Below are 22,284 nucleotides of genomic sequence, written 5' to 3'. Positions count from 1 at the left end.
GAGCGTTTTGGAAATCTTTGGTGGCCTGGGGCGGAATCGAACCACCGACACAAGGATTTTCAATCCTCTGCTCTACCGACTGAGCTACCAGGCCAACGAAGTCCGCAACTATACACAATTTTTTGGATCTGTGCTCAGCCACCCTCAAAAAGTTTGAGCCAAGTTAAACCTTGTGCCCGTCCGGACTGTCGCAATCTGTCATTTCGACGCCAAGCGTTATAATCGCACTCGCCTGGGAGCCCCGCGTCTGGCGATCCACCCGGTTCAACCACGCCCGGCCCTCCTAGTTCCCCAAGTCCGTGTTGCACGCGGATTAAGTCCAAATGTCGGTAGACGTTCTTACTTTCGGCCTGAATCACACCTCCGCTCCGGTCTCGGTGCGCGAGCGCGTGTCCATGCCCGTCGACCTGCTGCGCCCGGCCCTCGAAGGCCTGCGCTCCGCGTTCGGCGGCAGGGTGCGCGAGGCAGCCATCCTGTCCACCTGTAACCGCACCGAGGTCTACTGTGCGGCCGAGCCGCAGGTGGCCGAGCAATTGCCGGCCTGGCTGGCCGACGTCAACCGCATCCAGGCCGTCGACCTGCAACCGCATCTGTACCGCCATCAGCAGGACGGCGCCGTGCGTCACGCCTTCCGCGTGGCCAGCGGCCTCGACTCCATGGTGCTGGGCGAAACCCAGATCGTCGGCCAGATGAAAGACGCCGTACGCGCCGCCGGCGAAGCCGGTTCGCTGGGCACGCTGCTGCATCAACTGTTCCAGCGCACCTTCTCGGTCGCCAAGGAAGTGCGCTCGCAAACCGCCATCGGCGCCGAATCGGTGTCCATGGCCGCCGCCGCCGTGCGCCTGGCCGAACGCGTGTTCGGCAATATGTCCGAAGCCCGCACGCTGTTCATCGGCGCGGGCGAAATGATAGAACTCTGCGCCACCCACTTCGCCGCCCAGAAGCCGCGCGACATGGTGGTCGCCAACCGCACCACGGAACGCGCCGAAACTCTGGCGGGCCGCTTCGGCGCCAGCACCATGAAGCTGGCCGACCTGCCGGACCGCCTGGCGGAATTCGACGTCATCGTGTCCTGTACGGCAAGCTCACTGCCCATCCTCGGTCTGGGGATGGTGGAAAGAGCCACGCGCCAACGCCGCCACCGCCCCATCGTCATGATCGATCTGGCGGTGCCGCGCGACATCGAACCCGAAGTCGGCCGCCTGGACGACATCTACCTGTATTCCGTCGATGACCTGGGCCGCGTGGTGCAAAGCGGCACCGACGCCCGCCGGGCCGCCGTGGTACAGGCCGAATCCATCATCGAAAGCCGCGTGCAGAACTATATGCACTGGCTGCAGACGCGTGCCGTCGTGCCGGTCATCCAGGACCTGCATGCCGCCGCCGACGACGTGCGCGCCGCTGAACTCGACCGCGCCCGCCGCATGCTGGCGCGTGGCGAGTCGCCCGAAGCGGTGCTGGAGCAGCTGGCCCACGCCCTGACACAGAAATACCTTCACGCGCCGCTCGCAGCCCTCAACCGCAGCGAAGGCGACGACCGCACCCAGCTGCTGGCCATGGTGCCGCGCCTCTTCCCCGGCCGCGACAATCGGCGTTAGCGGCTCTCGCCGCGTGTTCGCCGCTGGCGCGGCCGTTCTGGTTCGCGCCGCAGTTTCCCCCGTTTCCTTTCCTGCGCTGACCTATGAAATCTTCCATGCGTGACCGCCTGGAGCAATTGTCCAGGCGGTTGATCGAGCTGGACGCCCTGCTCGCCGAGCCGGATGCCGCGTCCGATATGGACCGCTTCCGCAAGCTTTCGCGCGAACGCGCCGAAATCGATCCCGTGGTGCAGGGCTTCGCCGCCTACACGGGCGCCGAAGACGATCTGGCCACCGCGCAGGAACTGCTGGCGGACCCGGAAATGAAAGCCATGGCCGAGGACGAGATCAAGATCGCCAAGGCCAGGATCGAAGAACTGGGCGCGTCCCTGCAATTGCTGCTGCTGCCGCGCGATCCCGATGACGGCCGCAGCCTGTTCCTGGAAATCCGCGCGGGCACCGGCGGCGACGAAAGCGCGCTGTTTGCCGGCGATCTGCTGCGCATGTACAGCCGCTACGCCGAACGCGTGGGCTGGAAAGTCGAGCTGATGTCGGAAAGCGCGTCGGAACTGGGCGGCTACAAGGAAGTCATCGTCCGCATCGACGGCGAAGGCGCCTACGGCCGCCTGAAGTTCGAGTCCGGCGGCCACCGCGTACAGCGCGTGCCCGCCACCGAAGCGCAAGGCCGCATCCACACGTCCGCCTGCACCGTGGCGGTGATGCCGGAAGCGGATGAGATGACGGACATCGTCATCAACCCCTCCGAGCTGCGGATCGATACGTTCCGCGCCAGCGGCGCGGGCGGCCAGCACATCAACAAGACCGATTCCGCGGTTCGCATCACCCACTTGCCGACCGGGCTGGTGGTGGAATGCCAGGACGACCGTTCCCAACACCGCAACAAGGACAAGGCCATGCAGGTGCTGGTGGCCCGCCTGCGCGACAAGGAAGTGCGCGAACGCCAGAGCAAGGAAGCGGCGCAGCGCAAGAGCCTGATCGGCAGCGGCGACCGGTCGGAGCGCATCCGCACCTATAACTTTCCGCAAGGCCGCCTGACCGACCATCGCATCAACCTGACCCTGTACAAGCTGCTGCAGATCATGGAAGGCGACCTCGATGAACTGGTCGGCGCCCTGATCGCCGAACACCAGGCCGAGCTGCTGGCCGCCCTGGGCGAGGACTGAGTGGCCTGCGCCAAGGACATCCTGTTCGCCGCCGGCCTGCCCAGGCTGGAGGCGCGCATGTTGCTGGAACACGTGCTGCAAAAGCCGCGCAGCTGGATCCTGGCGCATGACACCGACCCCCTGCCGGCCGACGCCGTGCGGGCCTACACCGTGCTGGCCGCGCGCCGGGCGGCCGGCGAGCCCATCGCCTACCTGCTGGGCGAGCGCGAATTCATGGGCCATATGTTCAAGGTGGGGCCGGACGTCCTCATCCCCCGGCCGGAAACCGAATTGCTGGTGGAAACGGGCCTGGAATGGCTGCGCGGCTTCGACTCGCTGTCGGTGCTGGACATGGGGACGGGTAGCGGCGCCATCGCCATCTCCATCGCCCTGGCCCGGCCGGACGTGGCTGTGCTGGCCACCGATTACAGCCTGGCCGCGCTCAAGGTGGCGGCTGAGAATTCCTTACGGCTCAAGGCCCGGGTGCATTTTTCCCCGGGAAGCTGGTACGACGCGCTGACGGCCGTGAAGAAATTCGACCTGATCGTGTCCAACCCCCCTTATATATCGCGCCAGGACCCCCATCTGGAACAGGGCGACCTGCGTTTCGAGCCCCGTCAGGCCCTTACCGACGACGCCGATGGCCTGAGCGCCCTGCGCACCATCATCGCGGGGGCGCCCGCCCACTTGAAACCGGGCGGCGCTTTGTGGGTCGAACACGGTTGGGACCAGGCCCCGGCGGTGCGCGAATTGCTGACGGCGGCAGGGCTGCGCGGTGCCGACAGCCGGCGCGATCTGGCCGGTATCGAGCGGATTTCCGGCGGATACCTATAATTAGCCCATTCTCTATTTTTCCTAGACCCCATTTCCTTGCGGGCCCACTGGCCCAGAGAGTCAACCATGAGCGACGTTCAAGAATTCCTGCGTGAAACGGTTACCCAGCACCCGGTGGTGCTCTTCATGAAGGGTACGGCCCAGTTTCCGCAATGCGGTTTTTCCGGCAAGGCCATCCAGCTGCTGAAGGGCTGTGGCGTGAAGAAGCTGGTCACCGTCAACGTCCTGGAGGACGACGAAGTCCGCCAGGGCATCAAGACGTTTTCGAACTGGCCCACCATTCCCCAGCTGTATATCGCTGGTGAATTCGTTGGCGGCTCGGACATCATGAACGAGCTCAACGAAAGCGGGGAACTGAAGCAGATGCTCGAAACCGCCGGAGCTACTGCGTGACGCAGCCCAAGCGCCGGCTGGTAGTCGGCGTGACCGGCGCCACCGGTTCCCTGTATGCGGTGCGCCTGCTGCAGGCCTTGCAGCAGGTCGACGATATCGAGTCGCATCTGGTGGTGTCGGCGTCCGGCGTGCTCAACACCAAGCATGAACTGGACATGGGCCGGCAAGCGCTGCACGCCCTGGCGGACCACGCCTACAGCGTGCGCGATGTCGGTGCGACCCTGGCCAGCGGCGCGTTCGCCACGGCCGGCATGGTGATCGTGCCGTGTTCCATGCGGACCCTGGCGGCCGTGGCCCACGGGCTGGCCGACAATCTGATCACGCGCGCGGCCGACGTCACGCTCAAGGAGCGGCGCCGGCTGGTGATGATGGTGCGGGAAACGCCCTACAACCTGGCGCACCTGCGCAATATGACGGCCGTCACGGAAATGGGCGGCATCGTGTTTCCGCCCGTGCCGGCCTTCTATTTCAAGCCCACCTCTATCGAGCAGATGGTCGACCACACGGTGGCGCGGGTGCTGGGCCTGTTCGACATCGCGGTGCCCGCTCCGGAATGGGAAGGCACCTGACCCGGTTCACGGGTAGGTAGCCGACCTGCTTGGCCGGGACCTTGTTTATTCGAACCTGACGAAACGCAGGGACGCCTCGCGCGGTTCATCCTGCGCGCTTTTCTGCGATGCCGAGGTGCCACAGGTCTGCGCATCGCCAGACTCCCCGGCTTGCGGCTCATCCTGATCGAAGGCGGTGTCGCCATTGGCGTCGGGCTGGCCCGTGGGGCGCAGGCCGGCGAAATCGAACAGCTGGCGGTCCATCAGATGCGACGGCGCCACGCTGGCCAGGGCGTTGAAGATGCTCCATGACCTGCCCGGAAACTGCCGGTCCCAGTCGCGCAGCATGCGCCCGACTTCCTTGCGCTTGAGGTTTTCCTGCGTGCCGCACAGATTGCACGGAATGATGGGAAAGGCTTTTTCCGCCGCATAGGCCGCGAGGTCGGATTCCTCGATATACGCGAGCGGACGGATGATGGTGTGGCGGCCGTCGTCGGACACCAGCTTGGGCGGCATGGCCTTGAGCTTGGCGCCGTAGAACATGTTCAGGAAGAACGTGCCCAGGATGTCATCGCGATGATGGCCCAGGGCGATCTTGGTACAGCCCAGTTCGTCGGCCACGCGGTAGAGAATGCCGCGCCGCAGGCGCGAGCATAGCGAGCACATGGTCTTGCCTTCCGGCACCAGGCGCTTGACCACGGAATAGGTGTCGCGCGTTTCGATGTGGAAGGGAATGCCCAGCTCGCGCAGATAGTTGGGCAGGACCTCCGACGGAAAGTCCGGCTGTTTCTGGTCCAGGTTGACCGCGATCAGCTCGAAGGGGAAGGGCGCGCGTTCGCGCAGCCGCATCAGGATGTCGAGCAGGCCGTAGGAGTCCTTGCCGCCGGACAGGCAGACCATGACCCGGTCGCCCGCCTCGATCATGTTGTAGTCGGAGAGCGCGCGCGTGGTTTCGCGCGCCAGCCGCTTGGCCAGCTTGTTGGCCTCCAGGCGGACCTTGGCGCGCGCGGCCGCGGACGGCTCGGCTGGGGACACGGCGACGGACGGGTCGAGAGCATTCATGATGGTGCGGGGCAGGGCGCTCAGCGGCTGCTGTAGATTTCCACGCCGACGGCGGCGCAATCGGAAAACGCCATCGGTTTGCTGATGCGGATGCGCACCGCGCGGATTTCCTTGAATTCGCTCATCAGGCGCTCCGCGACCTGCTCGGTCAGCGTTTCGATCAGGTTGACGTGCGAATGGGTGCAAACCGCCACGATGGCCTCGCGCAGGGCGCGATAGTCCAGCACGCTGTGGATGTCGTGGTCGTCTACGTCGCGCGTGATGTCGACGTCGATTTCAGCGTCGACGTGCAGCGGCTGCGTGGCGCGGCGCTCGTGTTCCAGGATGCCGATGCGGGCGTCGAGAGCGAGGCGGGAAAAAATGATGCGGCGGGTAGGCATGATGTCGGGGAGGGGAATAAGCCCCCGCATTGTAATTCCCCCAGGACGGCGGCGCGCGGCCGTGGCACCGGGGCCGGGGCGTTCCCTGGCCGCTGGCCAGTACCAGGACTAGGCCAAGCCCGGCCTGGAGCAAGACCCGGGCCGGGCCGTGCCCTCTGCCCTCCAGGCGGGACCCGGGTCGACGTGGCCGCCGCTACAATTCTCCTCATACTCAACTTGAGCAAAGATTGAAATGCCGCACTATAGCGACGCCATCATCGTGGGAGGCGGCCCGGCCGGGGCGTCTTGCGCCATCTGGCTGGCCCGGTTGGGACTGGCGCCGCTGCTGGTGGAGGCCGATGAACGCCTGGGTGGCCTGCCCAATGACAATCCCTTCGCGGACGACTGGATCGCCACCTTGCCTGGCGTGACCGGGCAGCAGGTGGGCGCCAACATCGCCCGCAGCGTCGAAGCTGCTGGTGTCGAGGTGCGGCGCGGCCGCCGCGCCGTGGCGGTCGCCCGCACGGACGCGGGTTTTGCCGTGACGGTGCAGAAACATGCGCACATTGATACTTCGGCGGGTGGTGCCGACGGGCAGCGTGAGCAGGATGAGCCGAGCGAGCAGGGTGAGTCGGGTAAGCAGGCCGGCGCTGCGCCGGGCGCCACGGAAACCCTGTATGGCCGCCATCTGGTCATCGCCTCCGGCGTGCGCGCGCGCAATCTGGCGGGGGCGGCGCCGGGCGACCGTTGGCCCGGGGTGCTGGTGGGACCGGGCTCGGGGATCGTCGAGCAGGACTTTACGGGCCTGTCGGTGGCCGTCCTAGGCGGCGGCGACAACGGCTTCGAAAATTACGCCTATGTAAAAGGCCGGGGCGCGCGCACGGTGCACCTGTATGCCCGTGGCGTGCGAGCGCGGCCTCAGCTGGTGGATGCCGTCCCGGCGGCGGACCTGCGGGTGGGCAGCTACCGGGTGGACCCGGCGGCCCGTCAGGTCGACGGCCATCCCTACGATCTGTTGCTGGTGCTGTATGGCTGGGAACCGCAGGCGGATTTCGCCGCCGCGCTGGAGCTGCGGCGCGACGAGCGCGGCTACATCCACACCGACTTCGCCACCGCGCGTGCCAGCGCCGCCGGCGTCTACGCCATCGGCGAAGTGGCCAATCGCATGCACCCCTGTGTGGTGACGTCCATGGCGGACGGCGTGGTCGCCGCCAAGGCGATCCAGGCCGCCTTGGAGCGTTAGCCCGCCTGGCGGACTCAGGCCGCGCCGGTCAACACGCAATCCAAGGGCGCCTGCGCCGCCAACCGCACGCGGAAGGACCGCAGTTCGTCGCGCCGGAACACGTGCATGGTCACCGTGTCGCCCGGCCGGTACTGCGCCAGCAGTATCTCCAGCCCGGCGGGCCCGGCCACCCGCAGTCCATCGATAGCGACCAGCTCGTCGCCGGCCGACAAGCCCGCCTTGTGCGCGGCCCCGCCTTCCAGCACGCCGGCCAGCACCACGCCGTCACCCTGCTTGCGCGTGCGCGCATCCAGATTGGGCAGATTCGATGCCGTCTTCCACTGCAAGGTGATGCCTTGCGTGGCCAGCAGTTCGGCCAGCGGCAGATCCGCCTGCCCCTCGCTATAGCGTTCGATGAAGGCGCGCGCGTCCACCCCGGTCGCCTCGCGCACCAACGCGGGCAGGGCGTCCTCGGCGATGCCTTGCGGCTTGCCCTGATAGAAGTCGCGGCCATAGCGTTGCCAAAGCAAACGCATGACGTCGTCGAGCGAATGGCGGCCCGCCGACGCCTGGCGGATGGTCAGGTCCAGCCCCAGCGCCACCAGCGAGCCCTTGGTGTAGTAGCTGACGATGGCATTCGGCGAGTTCTCGTCCTGCTTGTAATAGCGCGTCCAGGCATCGAAGGAGCTTTGCGCCACCGACTGCTTGAGACGGCCGGGCCCGCGCGTCACCGTGGTGATGGTCTTGCCCAGCATGCGCAGGTAGTCCTTGTCCGTGATGGTGTTGGACCGCAGCAGGAACAGATCGTCGTAGTAGGAAGTGAAACCCTCGAACACCCACAGCAGCTTGGTCAGCGCGGGCTGGCGCAGGTCATAAGGCGCGAACGCCGCCGGCTTGATGCGCTTGACGTTCCAGGTGTGGAAGTACTCATGGCTGACCAGGCCCAGGAAGGTGCGATAGCCTTCGCCCTGGCCGATCTGGCCTTTCACCGGCAGGTCCTTGCGCGCCGTCATCAGCGCGGTCGATGCGCGATGCTCCAGGCCGCCGTAGCCGTCGCCGGTGACCATGGTCATGAAGACATAGCGGTCGCTGCTGTCCAGGAAGGGCGCGCGCTTGCTGTGCGGTTCGAAAAACGCGATCTGGGTCTCGCAGATGCGTTTCACGTCCTCGACGATGCGCGCCAGGTCCAGGCGCGGTACCACGCCTGTGAACACCAGCTCATGCTCGGCGCCATGCGCCTCGAAGCGCGCCACCTGCGGCGTGCCCATTTCCACCGGGTGGTCGACCAGCGCGTCATAGTCCGGCGCGCGATACAGCCCGAAGCCATGGCGCCGTGCCGCGCCGGCTTCGCCGCGTGCCTCGGGCAGGCTGGTATAGACCTTCCAGTCGGCTATGGCCCGCGGCGGCGCCAGGTCCAGCAGGCAGGGTTGATGGGCCTGGCCGTCGACGCACAAAAAGACGCTGGTGCCGTTGAAGAAGCCGTGGCTTTCGTCCAGGTGCGCGCCCCGCACCGACAAGTCCCAGGCATAGACCGTGTAGTCGACCACCAGGGGGCCGTCGCAAGGCGCCACTTTCCAGGTATGGTTATCGGTCTTGCGCACCCGCAGGCGGCGCCCGCCCGCGCGTGCCGTCAACGTTTCGATCTGGCGCGAGAAATCCCGGATCAGGTAACTGCCCGGAATCCATGCCGGCAGCGACAGGGACTGGCCATCGGGGTCGGGCGCGTCTATCGTCAGCGTGACGCGAAAGCGATGGCCGGCCGGATCATGGGGTTCCAAGCGGTAAATTACGGGATGGGTCATGGGTTGCGGTGGCGGGCTGATTAATGGGTAATCGATTGCCGCATTCTAAATGCTAAAAAATCGTCTTTAAGTGTTCGAGTATTTACGCCGTCAGGGTTCACAGCGGGGCGCCGTCCGCGGGGCCGCTCCGCCATTTTTTGTACAACCATCGCCGTAACCCCGCCGGGGCCGGCAATCAGGAGACAACCATGAGCGAATCGTTGGTGCTGGTCGAAACCCGTGGCCGGGTCGGCTTGTTGACGCTTAACCGGCCGAAGGCGCTGAATGCGCTCAACGACGCCCTGATGGACGAACTGGGCAGCGCCTTGCTGGCCTTCGAACAGGACGACGGTATCGGCGCGATCGTCATTACAGGCAGTGAAAAAGCCTTCGCCGCCGGCGCCGACATCGGCGCCATGAAGGACTGGTCCTATATGGATGTCTATCGCAGCGACTACATCACCCGCAATTGGGAGACGCTCAAGCGCGTGCGCAAGCCCGTTATCGCGGCAGTCGGCGGCTACGCGCTGGGCGGCGGCTGCGAACTGGCCATGATGTGTGATCTGCTGATCGCCGCCGACACCGCCAAGTTCGGCCAGCCGGAAATCAAGCTTGGCGTGATTCCCGGCGCGGGCGGCACCCAGCGCCTGCCGCGCGCCGTCGGCAAGGCCAAGGCCATGGACCTGATCCTCACCGGCCGCATGATGGGCGCCGAGGAAGCCGAGCGCGCGGGCCTGGTCTCGCGCATCGTGCCCGCCGCCAAGCTGCTGGACGAAGCCATCGAAGTGGCCACCGTCATCGCGTCGATGTCGATCGCGTCGGTAATGATGGCCAAGGAATCGGTCAATCGCGCCTTCGAGGGCTCGCTCAACGAAGGCTTGCTGTTCGAACGCCGCGTGTTCCATTCCCTGTTCGGCACTGAGGACCAGAAGGAGGGCATGGCCGCCTTCGTCGAAAAACGCGAGGCCCGCTTCAAGCATCGTTAGCATTCGTTTCCCCTTGTTTCATGTCCCCGGCCTATCCTGGTAACCCCTGATTACCTGACTCGCCGGAGGCATACGTGCCCCCGCAACAAGGCGCTCGCCGGCCGCTGGCATCCTGCTTGCTGAAGAGCGCGTCTGTTCAGCCTCAGGCAAATAACAAGGAGCACTCGATGCGTACACTTTCACGTTCTCGCCCATTGCGTCTGGCTGTCCTGGTCTGCGCGATCGGCATGAGCTGCGCAGCCGCGGCGCAGTCCCCGCGTCCGACCTTCCGCCTGGTCTCCGAGACCCCGGCCGCCGCGCCGGTCGCGGCGCCTGCCGTCAGTGGGCAGGAATTGCATGACATCGCCGTCGATGCCTACGTCTATGCCTATCCGCTGGTGCTGATGGAGCTGACCCGCCGCAACGCGACGAACGTGCAGACGCCCATCGACGGACGGGCGCCGATGAACGTCTTCGGCCACAAGACCGCCTTCCCCGACGCGAACACGCCCAACACCCGCTGGCCCAGTACCGACACGCTGTATTCCAGCATGTGGTACGACGTCAGCCGCGAGCCGTTGATCGTGCGCGTGCCGGAGGCCGGCAATCGCTATTACTTCCTGACCCTGCTGGATCTGTGGACCGACGTCTTCGCGTCGCGCGGCACCCGCACCAACGGCAATCAGGCGCAGGCCTTCGCCATCGTCGGTCCGTATTGGCAAGGCACCGTCCCGCCCGGCGTGGACGTGGTGCGCAGCCCCACCTCCACCGGTTGGGTGCTGGGACACGTGCAGACCAATGGTCCCGCTGACTATCCTGGCGTGAACCAGTGGCAGGCCGGCCTGATCACCCAGCCCCTGAGCACGGTCAGCCCCGCTTACGGCCAGGCCGGCGCGCGCCCCTATATGCCGGCCGCCGGCACGGTCGATCCCACCCTGAATACCCAGACCCCGCCGGCCGACCAGGTTGCCGCGATGGACGCCGCGACCTTCTGGGGAATCTTCGCCGATGCCGTGCGCAACAACCCCCCGCACGCCAATGACTATCCCATCCTGGACCGCCTGCGCCGCATCGGGGTAGGCACCGGCCAGCCGTTCTCGTACACCCGGCTCGACCCGTCGGTGCAGCAGGCCCTGGCCCAGGCCGGCCCGCAAGCCGGCCGCCGCATCGCCGATTACGTGGCGAACCTGGGCGACGGCTATAACGGCTGGAACACCGTGTCCGAGGGCATCGGCACTTACGGCACCGACTACCTGCGCCGCGCGTCCATCGCGTATGCGGGCCTGGGCGCCGGCGTGCCGGAAGACGTGATGTACCCGGTCACCTCGATCGACTCCAAGGGTCGCGCCCTGGATGCCGGCGAGGACTACGTCCTGCACTTCGACAAGGGTCAGCTGCCCCCGGTCAACGCCTTCTGGTCCGTGATGCTGTACGGCCCGAACCAGGCGTTCGCCGCCAACCAGGCCAACAAATACGCCATCCACAGCACCGATGCGCTGAAGTACAACTCGGACGGTTCGCTGGACATCTACGTCCAGCACAAGGTGCCCAGCCGCGAGAAGCAGAGCAACTGGCTGCCGACGCCGGAGTCGGGTCCCTTCATGATGAACATGCGTCTGTACTGGCCGCGCAATCTCGCGCTGGACGGCGGCTGGGCGCCGCCGCCCGTGCAGCGTGACTGATGATGATGTATCGAAACAACGCCGTCCGGGGACACCCGGCGGCGCCGCGCTGATCGCGGCCGGCCGTGGCTTGTCCCCGCGGCCGGGATCGCGCCATTAGGCGGCCCTCACCGGCCGCCTTTTTTTGCGCTTTGACGTCCTATATGTCCCCGGATTAAATTCACGCTGCTCAGTTCAGCGTCAGCTATTTCGTTTGCGGGGGCGGTAACTAACACGCTATACTCCAATAGTTTGACGCGTGCAGGGTAAACAAATAGTCGCGTCGGCGGCAGGGAATTCGTAGGGTTCGGTTAAGGAATCCGTTGGATTCTGTTAGGGATTCATTACACAAGCTTCACTATCGTCAAGTTCAAATCACAACATAGACATCCCCACGGGCAGCTCAGCGGGTCTCGAACATCGAGCCCAGGCGCAACGCCCACGCGGTCCGAAGCATCTCTGTTCGTTCGGTTTTCGTAGAAATTTCAGGTAGATAGGTCGGTTTTAACGGTCCGCTTGCAGTTCACCATGCGGCGCGTAAGCGTCGGCGTGTCGTGACACAAACGGTCGGTTCGAGATCCCTGGAAGTTACGGAATGACAAGAACGGGCAAGTCAGCGGGACCCGGCCGAAAGGCGCGGTGGAGGTAAATGAGTGGTGAGCAATAGTGAATACAACCGGGGCGCGGATGGCGACGAAAGTCGGCAGGCGTGGCCAGGGGGCGGCATGATCGGGCAGGGGACGGAAAACCGGGGCGCATCAGATGCGAGCCGGGTCGCGCAAGGCGCGGCGGACGTTCACGCGTACGAGCCGGAAGCTATCAAACTCAGTGCCGCGGACAAGGCGGCGCTGGATGCGAAGGCGGGCCGGGGACTGGTACGAGCGGTCGTTGCTCAAGGTGTGATGGCGCTGCTGGCGACAGTGATAGCTGGGTGGGTAGCGGGGTCGGCGGCAGCATGGTCGGCGTTGGCGGGGGCGGGAGCATATTTTTTGCCGAATTCCCTGTTCGCGCTGCGTTTGTTGATCAATGCGCACCAACCTGGGCGGGCCAATCCGTTCACGTTTTTCCTGGGCGAAGCATTCAAGTTGGGCATGACGGTTCTGTTGTTGGGGCTTACGGTGTATTTGGGCCGTGGCCAAATCGTCTGGCCAGCGCTGTTGATCGGCTTGTTGTGCGTGCTCAAAGGGCATGTGCTGCTGCTGATGACAGGCAAGTTGTCATAGCGACGCATCAAAGTTTTCGTTCTAACGGCTGGCGCCCGCGCCAGCGACAGCAAACAGGGTAGGAATCACATGGCTGCCGCCAGCGACGTGTCGCCTCAGTCGGAATATATCCAGCATCACTTGGTGCATCTGAACAACCTGGGTGAGAAGCAGTCCGCTATCGCCCAGTTCAATATCGTCAACTACGACTCCCTGTTCTGGTCCATCCTGATGGGCCTGGTCGTGGTGTTCTTCCTTTGGCGCGCCGCCCGCAAGGCGACCAGTGGCGTTCCCGGCCGTTTCCAGATGTTCGTGGAATCGCTGGTGGACATGGTCGAAGAGCAGGCCAAGGGCATCGTCCACAATGAAGTGTCGCGTCGCTTCGTGTCGCCGCTGGCGCTGACGGTGTTCCTGTGGATCGTCATGATGAACGCGCTGGACTTCGTTCCCGTCGATCTGCCCGCCACCATCTTCCGCTGGATCGGCCTGGGTTCGCATCACGGCGATCCCCTGTACTACCACCGCATTCTGCCGACCGCCGACCTGAACGTGCCGATGGGCATGTCGCTGGGCGTGCTGCTGCTGATGTTCTATTACGGCATCAAGATCAAGCACCCGGGCGGCTTCGTCAAGGATCTGATCAGCGCGCCTTTCCATGGTCACGGCATCATGGCCGTGGTCCTGCTGCCGTTCAACCTGCTGCTGAACCTCATCGAGTACGCCGCCAAGTCCGTTTCGCTGGGCATGCGGTTGTTCGGCAACATGTTTGCCGGTGAGCTCCTGTTCATGCTGATCGCCCTGCTGGGCGGCGCCTGGACGGGCTGGAACGCCACCAGCATCGGTTTGGGCGTCGGTCAGATTCTGGCCGGCTCCATCTGGGCAATTTTCCACATCCTGATCGTGTTGCTGCAGGGCTTCATCTTCATGATGTTGACCCTGGTCTACATCGGCCAGGCACACGAAGGGCATTGATCGCCCCGAGTTCGCCGGTGCGGGGGAGCATTCCCGTGCCGGCCGCAAGATCCTCTTGCATAGCGCTGTACCCTGCTTTACCCCTTCACCAATATTTTTGACTTCAGATTTCTAAACAAGGAGTTGTCATGACCAACGTAGCTTTCGTTGCTCTCGCTTGCGGTCTCATCATCGGTCTGGGCGCTATCGGCGCTTGCATCGGTATCGCGCTGATGGGGGGCAAATACCTGGAAGCTTCGGCTCGTCAGCCTGAACTGATGAACGCCCTGCAAACCAAGATGTTCCTGCTGGCTGGCCTGATCGACGCCGCGTTCCTGATCGGTGTTGGTATCGCCATGCTGTTCGCGTTCGCCAACCCGTTCGTCGGCTAAAGGCGAAAGTCCCGTCGCCAGTCGGCGGGCATGGAGACCGGCGGCGCGCTTAGCGCCCTACCGCCGGCACAGTATCGAGTGCTCGCGGCGTCTTCGATGAAGACGCCGGAGCCTTAAGGGTTTAAAGGGAACGACCGTGAATCTGAACGCGACAATCATCTTCCAGATGCTCGTGTTCTTCGTTCTGGGCTGGTTCACGATGAAATTCGTGTGGCCGCCCCTGACGAAGGCGATGGACGAACGCCGCCAGAAAATTGCTGACGGCCTGGCCTCCGCCGAAAAGGGCAAGGCTGACCTGGCTCAGGCGCAGGCGCGCATCAGCCTCATCGAGGCCTCTGCCAAGTCCGAAAACCACGCCCGTATCGTCGAGGCGGAAAAGCAGGCTGCCCAGCTCATCGAGCAGGCCCGCCGCGAAGCCGAAGCCGAACGTGCGCGTATCGTGGCGCAAGCCAAGCAGGACGCCGAGCTGGAAGGTCAGCGCGTGCGTGATTCGCTGCGCGACGACGTGGCTGCCTTGGCAGTCAAGGGCGCCGAACAGATCCTCAAGCGCGAGGTGGATGCCCGCGCCCACGCCGAGCTGCTCAACCAGCTCAAAGCGCAGCTTTAATCCGGGAACGTCATGGCTGAACTATCGACTGTCGCCAGACCTTACGCCGAGGCGCTTTTTGGCGCCGCGCGCGACGACAAGGCCGGCCTCCAAGGCTGGGCTGCTCTGGTGGACGAAATGGCGCAAGTGGCGTCCAACCCGGACGTGCGCGAGGCCATGGCCGACCCGCGTCTGGACGATGCACAACGCGCGCAGACCTTCACCGGTCTGCTGAAGGGCGACGTGCCTCAAGTTGCTCGCAACTTCATCGAACTGCTGGCCCAGAATGACCGCTTGCTGCTCCTGCCTGAAATCGCCAGCCAGTTCGTGACCTTGAAGAATCGTCATGAAGGCACGGCGCAGGCCGAAATCACCAGCGCGTTCGAACTGTCCGACGCCCAGGTCAAGGATCTGACCTCGGCGCTCGAACTGAAGTTCGGGCTGAAGCTCAAGCCGCGTGTCACGGTGGACTCGTCGCTGATCGGCGGCGTGCGCGTGGCAGTCGGCGACCAGGTACTCGATACATCCGTGCAAGCCCAATTGGCCCGCATGCGCGACACGCTGGCGGCGTAAGCCAGGCGACTAAACAGGATTCCAGGAGTCTGAACATGCAACTCAATCCCTCCGAGATCAGCGAACTGCTCAAGAGCCGTATCGAGGGCCTGGGCGCTTCGACCGATATTCGCACCCAGGGCACGGTCGTTTCCGTGACCGACGGTATTACCCGCATCCATGGTCTGTCGGACGTGATGCAGGGCGAAATGCTCGAATTTCCCAATAACGTTTTCGGCCTCGCGCTGAACCTCGAGCGCGACTCCGTCGGCGCCGTGATTCTGGGCGACTACACCGGCGTTTCCGAAGGCGACCAGGTCAAGACGACCGGCCGCATTCTGGAAGTCCCGGTCGGTCCGGAACTGAAAGGCCGCGTGGTCAACACGCTGGGCGAGCCCATCGACGGCAAGGGCCCGGTCAACACCAAGGAAACCGACATCATCGAAAAAGTGGCGCCTGGCGTTATCGCCCGCCGCTCGGTGTCGCAACCTCTGCAGACCGGTGTCAAGGCTATCGACGCCATGGTGCCGATCGGCCGTGGCCAGCGCGAGCTGATCATCGGCGACCGCCAGACCGGCAAGACCGCCGTTGCTGTCGATACCATCATCAGCCAGAAGGGCAAGGGCGTCACTTGCGTGTACGTCGCCATCGGCCAGAAGGCATCGACCATCAACAACGTCCTGCGCAAGCTCGAAGAGCACGGCGCCATGGACTACACGATCATCGTCGCCGCTTCGGCTTCGGACTCGGCCGCCATGCAGTACCTGGCCCCGTACGCCGGTTGCACGATGGGCGAATACTTCCGCGACCGCGGTGAAGACGCGCTGATCATTTATGACGATCTGACCAAGCAGGCCTGGGCCTACCGTCAGGTGTCGCTGCTGCTGCGCCGCCCGCCGGGCCGTGAAGCCTACCCCGGCGACGTGTTCTACCTGCACTCGCGCCTGCTGGAACGCGCTGCCCGCGTGAACGAAGAGTACGTTGAAAAGTTCACCAATGGCGCCGTGAAGGGCAAGACCGGTTCGTTGACCGCGCTGCCCATCATCGAAACCCAGGCTGGTGACGTTTCCGCGTTCGTGCCGACCAACGTGATCTCGATCACGGACGGCCAGATCTTCCTGGAAACCGACCTGTTCAACGCCGGTGTCCGTCCCGCCATCAACGCCGGTATCTCGGTGTCGCGAGTCGGTGGCGCTGCCCAGACCAAGGTCGTCAAGAAGCTGTCCGGCGGTATCCGTACCGACTTGGCGCAGTACCGTGAACTGGCCGCCTTCGCGCAGTTCGCTTCCGACCTGGACGACGCCACCCGTCGCCAGCTGGAACGCGGCAAGCGCGTGGTCGAACTGCTCAAGCAGCCGCAATACCAGCCGCTGCAAGTGTGGGAACTGGCTGTCACGCTGTACACGGTCAACAACGGCTATCTGGACGACATCGACGTTCCGCAGGTGCTGGCTTTCGAAAAGGCCCTGAAGGATCACGTCAAGGCCAAGCACGAAGGTCTGATCCAGCGCGTCGAGGACACCAAGGAACTGTCGAAGGATGACGAGGCCGAACTGGCCGCCGCCATCGCGGAGTTCAAGAAGCACGGTGCGTTTTAAGACACCTTGACTGCCCGTTAGGTTGGAGCCGGCGGCAGCCCGCCGGTCTCCCAGCGTAACGGGGCCGGCACCGCCCTCCAGCCGCCGGCCCGTCACACCAGGAAAGCGCAATGCCCGGAATCAAGGAAATCCGAACCAAGATCAAGAGCGTGCAAAACACGCGCAAGATCACCAAGGCGATGGAAATGGTCGCCGCATCCAAGATGCGCAAGGCGCAGGAGCGGATGCGCGCTGGCCGTCCGTACGCCACCAAGGTGCGCGAGATCGCTGCGCACCTCATGCAGGCCAATCCCGAGTACAGCCATCCCTTCCTGATCGAACGCGATCAGGTCAAGGCGGTGGGTGTGGTTCTGGTGACCACCGACAAGGGCTTGTGCGGCGGTCTGAACACCAACGTGTCGCGCGTCGCCCTGGCCAAGCTCAAGGAATTCCAGCAACGCGGCGTGCAAGTGCAGGCCACGGCGCTGGGTAACAAGGGCCTGGGACTGTTGACCCGTATCAAGGCGAACCTGGTGTCGCAGGAAATCGGGCTGGGCGATGCGCCCAACCTCGAACGCCTGCTGGGCGCCATCAAGGTTCAGGTTGACGCGTATCTGGACGGCCGTATCGACGAGCTGTACGTGGCCACGACCCGCTTCATCAACACGATGAAGCAGGAGCCCGTGTTCATGCGCCTGCTGCCGCTGCCGGACGCCAAGATGGTAGATCCCTTCCACAACCCGAATTCGGCGGAAGCTAGCCACGCTGAAGTGAAGTCGGACTACAGCTGGGACTACATCTACGAGCCTGATGCGCACACTGTCATCGACGAGCTGCTGCAACGCTATGTCGAAGGCGTGCTGTACCAAGCGGTCGCGGAAAACATGGCCTCGGAGCAGTCGGCCCGCATGGTGGCCATGAAGGCCGCCTCGGACAATGCCAAGAAGGTCATCGGCGAATTGCAGCTGGTCTACAACAAGACCCGCCAAGCCGCGATCACCAAAGAAATTTCGGAAATCGTGGGGGGCGCCGCCGCCGTCTGACGTCCAACAGGACGTTTGCGGATGCAGCATCCCGACAGGAAAGTTATCAAAGGAATCGACATGAGCAACGGAACCATCGTTCAGTGCATCGGCGCCGTGGTGGATATTCAGTTCCCCCGCGATCATATGCCCAAGATTTACGAAGCCCTCACCCTGGTGGATGAAGGTACTTCGTTCGTGGAAAAGGGTCTGACCCTCGAAGTCCAGCAACAGCTGGGCGACGGCGTGGTTCGTACCATCGCGCTGGGCTCCAGCGACGGCCTGCGCCGCGGCATGCAAGTCGCCGGCACCGGCGCCCCCATCATGGTGCCCGTCGGCACCGGCACGCTGGGCCGCATCATGGATGTGCTGGGTCGTCCGATCGACGAAGCCGGCCCCATTCAGCACGAAGAAAAGCGCGCCATCCACCAGGACGCGCCGCGTTTCGACGAGCTGTCGCCTTCGGTCGAACTGCTGGAAACCGGCATCAAGGTTATCGATCTGGTGTGCCCGTTCGCCAAGGGCGGTAAGGTCGGCCTGTTCGGCGGCGCCGGCGTGGGCAAGACCGTCAACATGATGGAACTGATCAACAACATCGCCAAGCAGCACAGCGGCTTGTCGGTGTTCGCCGGCGTGGGCGAGCGTACCCGCGAAGGCAACGACTTCTACCATGAAATGGAAGAGTCGAACGTTCTGGACAAGGTCGCCATGGTGTTCGGTCAGATGAACGAACCTCCCGGCAACCGTCTGCGCGTGGCGCTGACCGGCCTGAGCATGGCCGAGAAGTTCCGCGACGAAGGCCGCGACATCCTGTTCTTCGTCGACAACATCTACCGTTACACCCTGGCCGGCACGGAAGTGTCCGCGCTGCTGGGTCGTATGCCGTCCGCCGTGGGCTATCAGCCCACGCTGGCCGAGGAAATGGGCAAGCTGCAAGAGCGCATCACCTCGACCAAGACCGGTTCGATCACCTCCATCCAGGCCGTTTACGTGCCGGCGGATGACTTGACCGACCCGTCGCCTGCCACCACCTTCCAGCATTTGGACTCGACCGTGGTGCTGTCGCGTGACATCGCCGCCCTGGGTATCTACCCGGCCGTCGAACCGCTGGACTCGACCAGCCGTCAGCTGGACCCGCAAGTGGTTGGCGAAGAGCACTACGCCACTGCCCGCGCCGTTCAGCAAACGCTGCAAAAGTACAAGGAACTGCGCGACATCATCGCCATTCTGGGTATGGACGAACTGTCGCCGGAAGACAAGCTGAGCGTGTCTCGCGCCCGCAAGATCCAGCGCTTCCTGTCGCAGCCTTTCCACGTGGCCGAAGTGTTCACCGGCTCGCCTGGCAAGTACGTGCCCCTGGCCGAAACCATCCGTGGTTTCAAGATGATCGTCAACGGCGAGTGCGATTCGCTGCCGGAGCAGGCTTTCTACATGGTCGGCACCATCGACGAGGCCTTCGAGAAGGCCAAGAAACTGCAATAAGGATCGGATATGGCTACCCTGCATGTTGATGTCGTCAGCGCGGAAGCGTCGATTTTCTCCGGTGAGGCGAAATTCGTGGTTCTGCCTGGCGAAGCGGGCGAGCTCGGCATCCTGCCGGGTCACACCCCGCTGATTTCGCGGATTCGTCCGGGGACGCTGAAGATCGTGCGCGCCGACGATGGCGAAGAGAACGTCTTCGTCGCCGGGGGCATCCTGGAAGTGCAACCGGGCAGCGTGACGGTCTTGGCCGACACCGCTATCCGTGCTGCCGACCTGGATGAAGCCAAGGCCGAAGCGGCGCGCAAGAAGGCTGAAGAAGCCTTGCGCAACGCCAAGGACACGGCGGACATCGCCGTGGTCGAAGCGGAACTGGCGATGCTGACGGCGCAGGCGCTGGCAGCCCGCCGTCTGCGCGGCGGCCGTTCGCACTGACCTTCAGCGCTGATCCATCCTGTCGGCATCCGGCGGACCTTTACAGGTTTGCCGCTGCCGGCGAAGAAACCAGGCCCCGTGCCTGGTTTTTTTTCATCTATCGCGCTCGCATATCTGGCTAAAATGTTGCGATCGATTGTCATTCAATAAATAAGTCAGCGCCCGCGGAGATTTTCAGGATGGCCAAGCTGCCGATCAAGACGTGGTATGCCGTACACAAGTGGACCAGCCTGGTCTGTACGGTATTCCTGTTCATCATCTGTGTGACCGGACTGCCGCTGGTTTTCCATGAGGAAATCGAGCACTGGCTGGACGACGCCAAACCCTACGCCCAGGTGCCCGAGGGTACGCCGCGCGCCAGCCTGGACGGCATGGTCGCCACGGCCATGCGCATGTTCCCGGGCGAAACGATCGATTATGTGTTCATCGACGACGATGAGCCGCAGGTCTACCTGGGCCTGACGCCGAACCGCGAAGACAAGTCGCTGGCGCATACCCTGCGCTTCGACGCTCACACGGGCGAGGTGGTCAAGGCCATGGGATCCTCCGCCGAGGAGGGCCACAGCTTCATGGACATCATGCTGCGCCTGCACGTGGACCTGTTCGCCGACCTGCCCGGTGAACTCTTCCTGGGCTTCATGGGCCTGCTGTTCGTGGTGGCGGTGGTCTCGGGTGTCGTCCTGTACGGCCCCTTCATGAAGAAAATCGAATTCGGCACGGTGCGCGCGGAACGCTCCACGCGGATCAAGTGGCTGGACTTGCACAACCTGCTGGGCGTCGTGACCCTGGTGTGGGCCTTCGTGGTCGGCGTGACGGGCGTGATCAACGAGTTGTCCACGCCGATGTTCCGCTATTGGCAGAGCACCGCCCTGCAAGGGCTGCTGGAACCCTACAAGGGCAAGGCTGTGCCGAAGCTGGGCCAGCTGGCGTCCCTGGATGCCATCGCGGACACGGTGGGCAAGGCATCGCCCGGCATGACGGTGACATCCTTCACCTTCCCCGGCAACCTCTACGGCAGTCCTTATCACTTCATCGTCTGGTCCAAGGGACAGACCCCGCTGACTTCGCGCCTGTTCAGCCCGTCGCTGCTCGACGGCGAGACCGGCAAGATGGCCGCCCAGGTGGAAATGCCCTGGTATCTGCGCGCGCTGGAAGTGTCGCGGCCGCTGCACTTCGGCGATTACGGCGGCATGCCCTTGAAGATCATCTGGGCGCTGCTGGACGTGGTGACGATCATCGTCCTGGGCAGCGGGCTGTACCTGTGGATCGCCCGTCGCAAGACCGCCGCCGCGCGCATCGCCGAACTCGAGGCACGCCACAAGGCCTGGGCCGACGCCCGCGCCTGAGCATCGCCAGGCCGCCGCTACCCCCAGTCAGCGGGGCGCGGCGACCAAACCATCCTTGCAGCTTTTCCCTTAAGTGCGCCGGCCAATGCGGAGCTTCCGTATTGCCCGGGTACTTACCGGTCTTTAGCCTTGGCGCTCCAAGGTCAGGACTTACGGGAGTAGCGAACAATGCGCGATACGCTGGACTGCGGTGTATTGATGGTGCCGCCGCATCACGGCTGGATGCTTGAATGGATAGAGCGGCACGCCCAGGCCCTGGGGCGCCTGCGGCTCTATCCCGTGCACTTCGACGAGAAGACCCTGGGCGGGGCGGGGGGGCTGGGGTTACCCGTGCCCACGGCCGCACAGGCGCTGGCGAGCGCCTTGCCCGGCGAGATTTCCGCCGAGATCCTGGCCCGTCTGGCCATTCCCTTGCGTCGCTACGACGTCTGCGTCCTGCCCGTCACCCCGGCCACCGTGGCCTGGACGCGCACGGCCCTGGCCTGCGCCAGCACGCATCTGCATACGCCCTTGCTTGGCCTGACGCGCGGGCTCAAGGCCGCTGCCGTGCAGGACCTGCTGATGCTGGGTTTGCAGGACTTCGCCTTGCACCGCGCCTGTGCGGACGAATTGCGCGCGCGCCTGTCCCGGCTGGCCGCGACGGCGCTTCGTCCGGATGCGCCGGCGAAGACCTACCTGGCGCAGTCGCCGGGCTCGCCCGCCGGCAACGATGCGATGAACGATGCGATGGTCCCGTACGCCGTCATCCGCAAGCGCAATGACAACGACGGCCAGGCGGCCGCGCCTGGCGCTGGCGCCCGCATGGAAGGCGCTGCCTGCGGTGGAGCCAGCAGCGGCAGCCATGAGAATGATCCCGACGCCATCTCCTTTCTTGACGAACTGGCCAGCCAGCGCCGCCGCAAGGGCGCCGTTTCAGGCAGCGCGCCCCCGGAAGCGTTTCGCACGGCCAAGTCCCGCGTGGTGGGCCGCTTCGAACGGGATTACGTCCGCACCGCACTGTCGCGCCATGCCGGCAACGTGGCCAGCGCTGCGCGCGCGTCCGCCAAACACAGGCGCGCTTTTTGGGCATTGATGCGCAAACATGAGATCGACGCGGACCCCTACCGCATCCACGGCGACGACGACGAGGACGGCCAACCCGGCGCGACCTCGCCCGAAGGGTAAAATGGCCGGCTTG

At 64.4% G+C, this 22,284-nt stretch carries 22 protein-coding genes and 1 tRNA gene; 19 read left to right on the top strand and 4 right to left on the bottom strand.

All coding sequences use genetic code 11. The annotated features are described in order from the left end of the window. Positions 1 to 18 precede the first annotated feature (18 nt). A tRNA-Phe gene (locus tag ASB57_RS20945) sits at positions 19 to 94 on the bottom strand. A gap of 229 nt (positions 95 to 323) precedes the next feature. Between ASB57_RS20945 and hemA the strand changes: the two genes are divergently transcribed. From hemA to ASB57_RS20920, 5 genes are all read left to right on the top strand, one after another. Then, positions 324 to 1,598 (top strand): glutamyl-tRNA reductase, encoded by a 1,275-nt coding sequence (gene hemA, locus ASB57_RS20940; protein ID WP_057653961.1) that lies wholly within the window; start codon positions 324 to 326, stop codon positions 1,596 to 1,598. Between the two features lie 83 nt (positions 1,599 to 1,681). Beyond that, positions 1,682 to 2,761, top strand: a complete 1,080-nt coding sequence (prfA, locus tag ASB57_RS20935; RefSeq protein WP_057653960.1) for a peptide chain release factor 1 — start codon at positions 1,682 to 1,684, stop codon at positions 2,759 to 2,761. Then, a complete protein-coding gene (gene prmC, locus ASB57_RS20930; RefSeq protein WP_156414226.1) occupies positions 2,762 to 3,574 on the top strand; it encodes a peptide chain release factor N(5)-glutamine methyltransferase in 813 nt (270 codons plus the stop codon). It begins immediately after the preceding gene. 66 nt (positions 3,575 to 3,640) lie between these two features. Then, complete coding sequence (gene grxD, locus ASB57_RS20925; RefSeq protein ID WP_057653959.1) at positions 3,641 to 3,967, top strand: Grx4 family monothiol glutaredoxin; 327 nt, start codon at positions 3,641 to 3,643, stop codon at positions 3,965 to 3,967. After that, positions 3,964 to 4,536, top strand: a complete 573-nt coding sequence (locus tag ASB57_RS20920; RefSeq protein WP_057653958.1) for a UbiX family flavin prenyltransferase — start codon at positions 3,964 to 3,966, stop codon at positions 4,534 to 4,536. The genes grxD and ASB57_RS20920 overlap by 4 nt, the downstream gene beginning before the upstream one ends. A gap of 45 nt (positions 4,537 to 4,581) precedes the next feature. Here the strand turns inward: ASB57_RS20920 and ttcA are convergent, their stop codons facing one another. Together ttcA and folB are read right to left on the bottom strand one after the other, a co-directional pair. Beyond that, complete coding sequence (ttcA, locus tag ASB57_RS20915) at positions 4,582 to 5,577, bottom strand: tRNA 2-thiocytidine(32) synthetase TtcA (RefSeq protein WP_057653957.1); 996 nt, start codon at positions 5,575 to 5,577, stop codon at positions 4,582 to 4,584. 20 nt (positions 5,578 to 5,597) lie between these two features. Next, complete coding sequence (gene folB / locus ASB57_RS20910) at positions 5,598 to 5,957, bottom strand: dihydroneopterin aldolase (protein WP_057653956.1); 360 nt, start codon at positions 5,955 to 5,957, stop codon at positions 5,598 to 5,600. 232 nt (positions 5,958 to 6,189) lie between these two features. On the opposite strand from folB, the gene ASB57_RS20905 reads away from it, so the two are divergent. Then, the gene (locus ASB57_RS20905) at positions 6,190 to 7,179 is read left to right on the top strand and encodes an NAD(P)/FAD-dependent oxidoreductase (protein WP_057653955.1); all 990 of its coding nucleotides are present in this window, start codon (positions 6,190 to 6,192) and stop codon (positions 7,177 to 7,179) included. 14 nt (positions 7,180 to 7,193) lie between these two features. Here ASB57_RS20905 and ASB57_RS20900 read toward each other — a convergent pair whose 3' ends face one another. Continuing rightward, positions 7,194 to 8,960, bottom strand: coding sequence for a M61 family metallopeptidase (locus tag ASB57_RS20900; RefSeq protein ID WP_057653954.1), 1,767 nt, complete (start codon positions 8,958 to 8,960; stop codon positions 7,194 to 7,196). Between the two features lie 188 nt (positions 8,961 to 9,148). On the opposite strand from ASB57_RS20900, the gene ASB57_RS20895 reads away from it, so the two are divergent. The 13 genes from ASB57_RS20895 (at position 9,149) to ASB57_RS31620 (ending at position 22,271) form a co-directional block, all read left to right on the top strand. Beyond that, on the top strand, positions 9,149 to 9,925 hold the full coding sequence (locus ASB57_RS20895; RefSeq protein WP_057653953.1) for an enoyl-CoA hydratase: 777 nt from the start codon (positions 9,149 to 9,151) through the stop codon (positions 9,923 to 9,925). 167 nt (positions 9,926 to 10,092) lie between these two features. Continuing rightward, positions 10,093 to 11,586, top strand: a complete 1,494-nt coding sequence (locus ASB57_RS20890; protein WP_057653952.1) for a DUF1254 domain-containing protein — start codon at positions 10,093 to 10,095, stop codon at positions 11,584 to 11,586. A gap of 797 nt (positions 11,587 to 12,383) precedes the next feature. Further along, on the top strand, positions 12,384 to 12,788 hold the full coding sequence (locus tag ASB57_RS20885; protein ID WP_057656314.1) for an ATP synthase subunit I: 405 nt from the start codon (positions 12,384 to 12,386) through the stop codon (positions 12,786 to 12,788). Between the two features lie 69 nt (positions 12,789 to 12,857). Next, on the top strand, positions 12,858 to 13,739 hold the full coding sequence (gene atpB, locus ASB57_RS20880) for a F0F1 ATP synthase subunit A (RefSeq protein WP_057653951.1): 882 nt from the start codon (positions 12,858 to 12,860) through the stop codon (positions 13,737 to 13,739). A gap of 128 nt (positions 13,740 to 13,867) precedes the next feature. Beyond that, the gene (atpE, locus tag ASB57_RS20875) at positions 13,868 to 14,110 is read left to right on the top strand and encodes a F0F1 ATP synthase subunit C (protein ID WP_003815363.1); all 243 of its coding nucleotides are present in this window, start codon (positions 13,868 to 13,870) and stop codon (positions 14,108 to 14,110) included. Positions 14,111 to 14,246: 136 nt separating this feature from the next. Beyond that, a complete protein-coding gene (locus ASB57_RS20870) occupies positions 14,247 to 14,717 on the top strand; it encodes a F0F1 ATP synthase subunit B (RefSeq protein ID WP_057653950.1) in 471 nt (156 codons plus the stop codon). A 12-nt stretch (positions 14,718 to 14,729) separates the two neighbouring features. After that, positions 14,730 to 15,269 (top strand): F0F1 ATP synthase subunit delta, encoded by a 540-nt coding sequence (locus ASB57_RS20865; RefSeq protein WP_057653949.1) that lies wholly within the window; start codon positions 14,730 to 14,732, stop codon positions 15,267 to 15,269. Between the two features lie 35 nt (positions 15,270 to 15,304). Continuing rightward, positions 15,305 to 16,846, top strand: a complete 1,542-nt coding sequence (atpA, locus tag ASB57_RS20860; RefSeq protein ID WP_057653948.1) for a F0F1 ATP synthase subunit alpha — start codon at positions 15,305 to 15,307, stop codon at positions 16,844 to 16,846. Positions 16,847 to 16,956: 110 nt separating this feature from the next. Further along, positions 16,957 to 17,868 carry a F0F1 ATP synthase subunit gamma gene (atpG, locus tag ASB57_RS20855; protein ID WP_057653947.1) on the top strand — a complete coding sequence of 304 codons (912 nt, stop codon included), beginning with the start codon at positions 16,957 to 16,959 and terminating at the stop codon, positions 17,866 to 17,868. Between the two features lie 60 nt (positions 17,869 to 17,928). Then, positions 17,929 to 19,329: a F0F1 ATP synthase subunit beta gene (gene atpD / locus ASB57_RS20850; protein WP_057653946.1), complete on the top strand. Its 1,401-nt coding sequence runs from the start codon at positions 17,929 to 17,931 to the stop codon at positions 19,327 to 19,329. Between the two features lie 9 nt (positions 19,330 to 19,338). After that, the gene (locus tag ASB57_RS20845) at positions 19,339 to 19,761 is read left to right on the top strand and encodes a F0F1 ATP synthase subunit epsilon (protein ID WP_057653945.1); all 423 of its coding nucleotides are present in this window, start codon (positions 19,339 to 19,341) and stop codon (positions 19,759 to 19,761) included. A gap of 179 nt (positions 19,762 to 19,940) precedes the next feature. Next, positions 19,941 to 21,107: a PepSY domain-containing protein gene (locus ASB57_RS20840; protein ID WP_057653944.1), complete on the top strand. Its 1,167-nt coding sequence runs from the start codon at positions 19,941 to 19,943 to the stop codon at positions 21,105 to 21,107. Between the two features lie 168 nt (positions 21,108 to 21,275). Next, the gene (locus ASB57_RS31620; RefSeq protein WP_057653943.1) at positions 21,276 to 22,271 is read left to right on the top strand and encodes a hypothetical protein; all 996 of its coding nucleotides are present in this window, start codon (positions 21,276 to 21,278) and stop codon (positions 22,269 to 22,271) included. Positions 22,272 to 22,284 lie beyond the last annotated feature (13 nt).

The sequence above is a fragment of the Bordetella sp. N genome (assembly GCF_001433395.1).
GTDB lineage: Bacteria > Pseudomonadota > Gammaproteobacteria > Burkholderiales > Burkholderiaceae_B > Bordetella_C.
This window is presented reverse-complemented; position numbering and strand designations above follow the sequence as displayed.

Bases quoted from the DNA above. Each gene is read 5' to 3' on its own strand.
- atpG (WP_057653947.1), top strand. From the start codon at position 16,957: ATGCCCGGAATCAAGGAAATCCGAACCAAGATCAAGAGCGTGCAAAAC.
- atpA (WP_057653948.1), top strand. From the start codon at position 15,305: ATGCAACTCAATCCCTCCGAGATCAGCGAACTGCTCAAGAGCCGTATC.
- ASB57_RS20900 (WP_057653954.1), bottom strand. From the start codon at position 8,960: ATGACCCATCCCGTAATTTACCGCTTGGAACCCCATGATCCGGCCGGC.
- ASB57_RS20845 (WP_057653945.1), top strand. From the start codon at position 19,339: ATGGCTACCCTGCATGTTGATGTCGTCAGCGCGGAAGCGTCGATTTTC.
- prfA (WP_057653960.1), top strand. From the start codon at position 1,682: ATGAAATCTTCCATGCGTGACCGCCTGGAGCAATTGTCCAGGCGGTTG.
- ASB57_RS31620 (WP_057653943.1), top strand. From the start codon at position 21,276: ATGCGCGATACGCTGGACTGCGGTGTATTGATGGTGCCGCCGCATCAC.
- folB (WP_057653956.1), bottom strand. From the start codon at position 5,957: ATGCCTACCCGCCGCATCATTTTTTCCCGCCTCGCTCTCGACGCCCGC.
- atpE (WP_003815363.1), top strand. From the start codon at position 13,868: ATGACCAACGTAGCTTTCGTTGCTCTCGCTTGCGGTCTCATCATCGGT.
- ttcA (WP_057653957.1), bottom strand. From the start codon at position 5,577: ATGAATGCTCTCGACCCGTCCGTCGCCGTGTCCCCAGCCGAGCCGTCC.
- grxD (WP_057653959.1), top strand. From the start codon at position 3,641: ATGAGCGACGTTCAAGAATTCCTGCGTGAAACGGTTACCCAGCACCCG.
- ASB57_RS20840 (WP_057653944.1), top strand. From the start codon at position 19,941: ATGGCCAAGCTGCCGATCAAGACGTGGTATGCCGTACACAAGTGGACC.
- atpB (WP_057653951.1), top strand. From the start codon at position 12,858: ATGGCTGCCGCCAGCGACGTGTCGCCTCAGTCGGAATATATCCAGCAT.
- ASB57_RS20865 (WP_057653949.1), top strand. From the start codon at position 14,730: ATGGCTGAACTATCGACTGTCGCCAGACCTTACGCCGAGGCGCTTTTT.
- ASB57_RS20890 (WP_057653952.1), top strand. From the start codon at position 10,093: ATGCGTACACTTTCACGTTCTCGCCCATTGCGTCTGGCTGTCCTGGTC.
- ASB57_RS20905 (WP_057653955.1), top strand. From the start codon at position 6,190: ATGCCGCACTATAGCGACGCCATCATCGTGGGAGGCGGCCCGGCCGGG.
- ASB57_RS20895 (WP_057653953.1), top strand. From the start codon at position 9,149: ATGAGCGAATCGTTGGTGCTGGTCGAAACCCGTGGCCGGGTCGGCTTG.
- atpD (WP_057653946.1), top strand. From the start codon at position 17,929: ATGAGCAACGGAACCATCGTTCAGTGCATCGGCGCCGTGGTGGATATT.
- hemA (WP_057653961.1), top strand. From the start codon at position 324: ATGTCGGTAGACGTTCTTACTTTCGGCCTGAATCACACCTCCGCTCCG.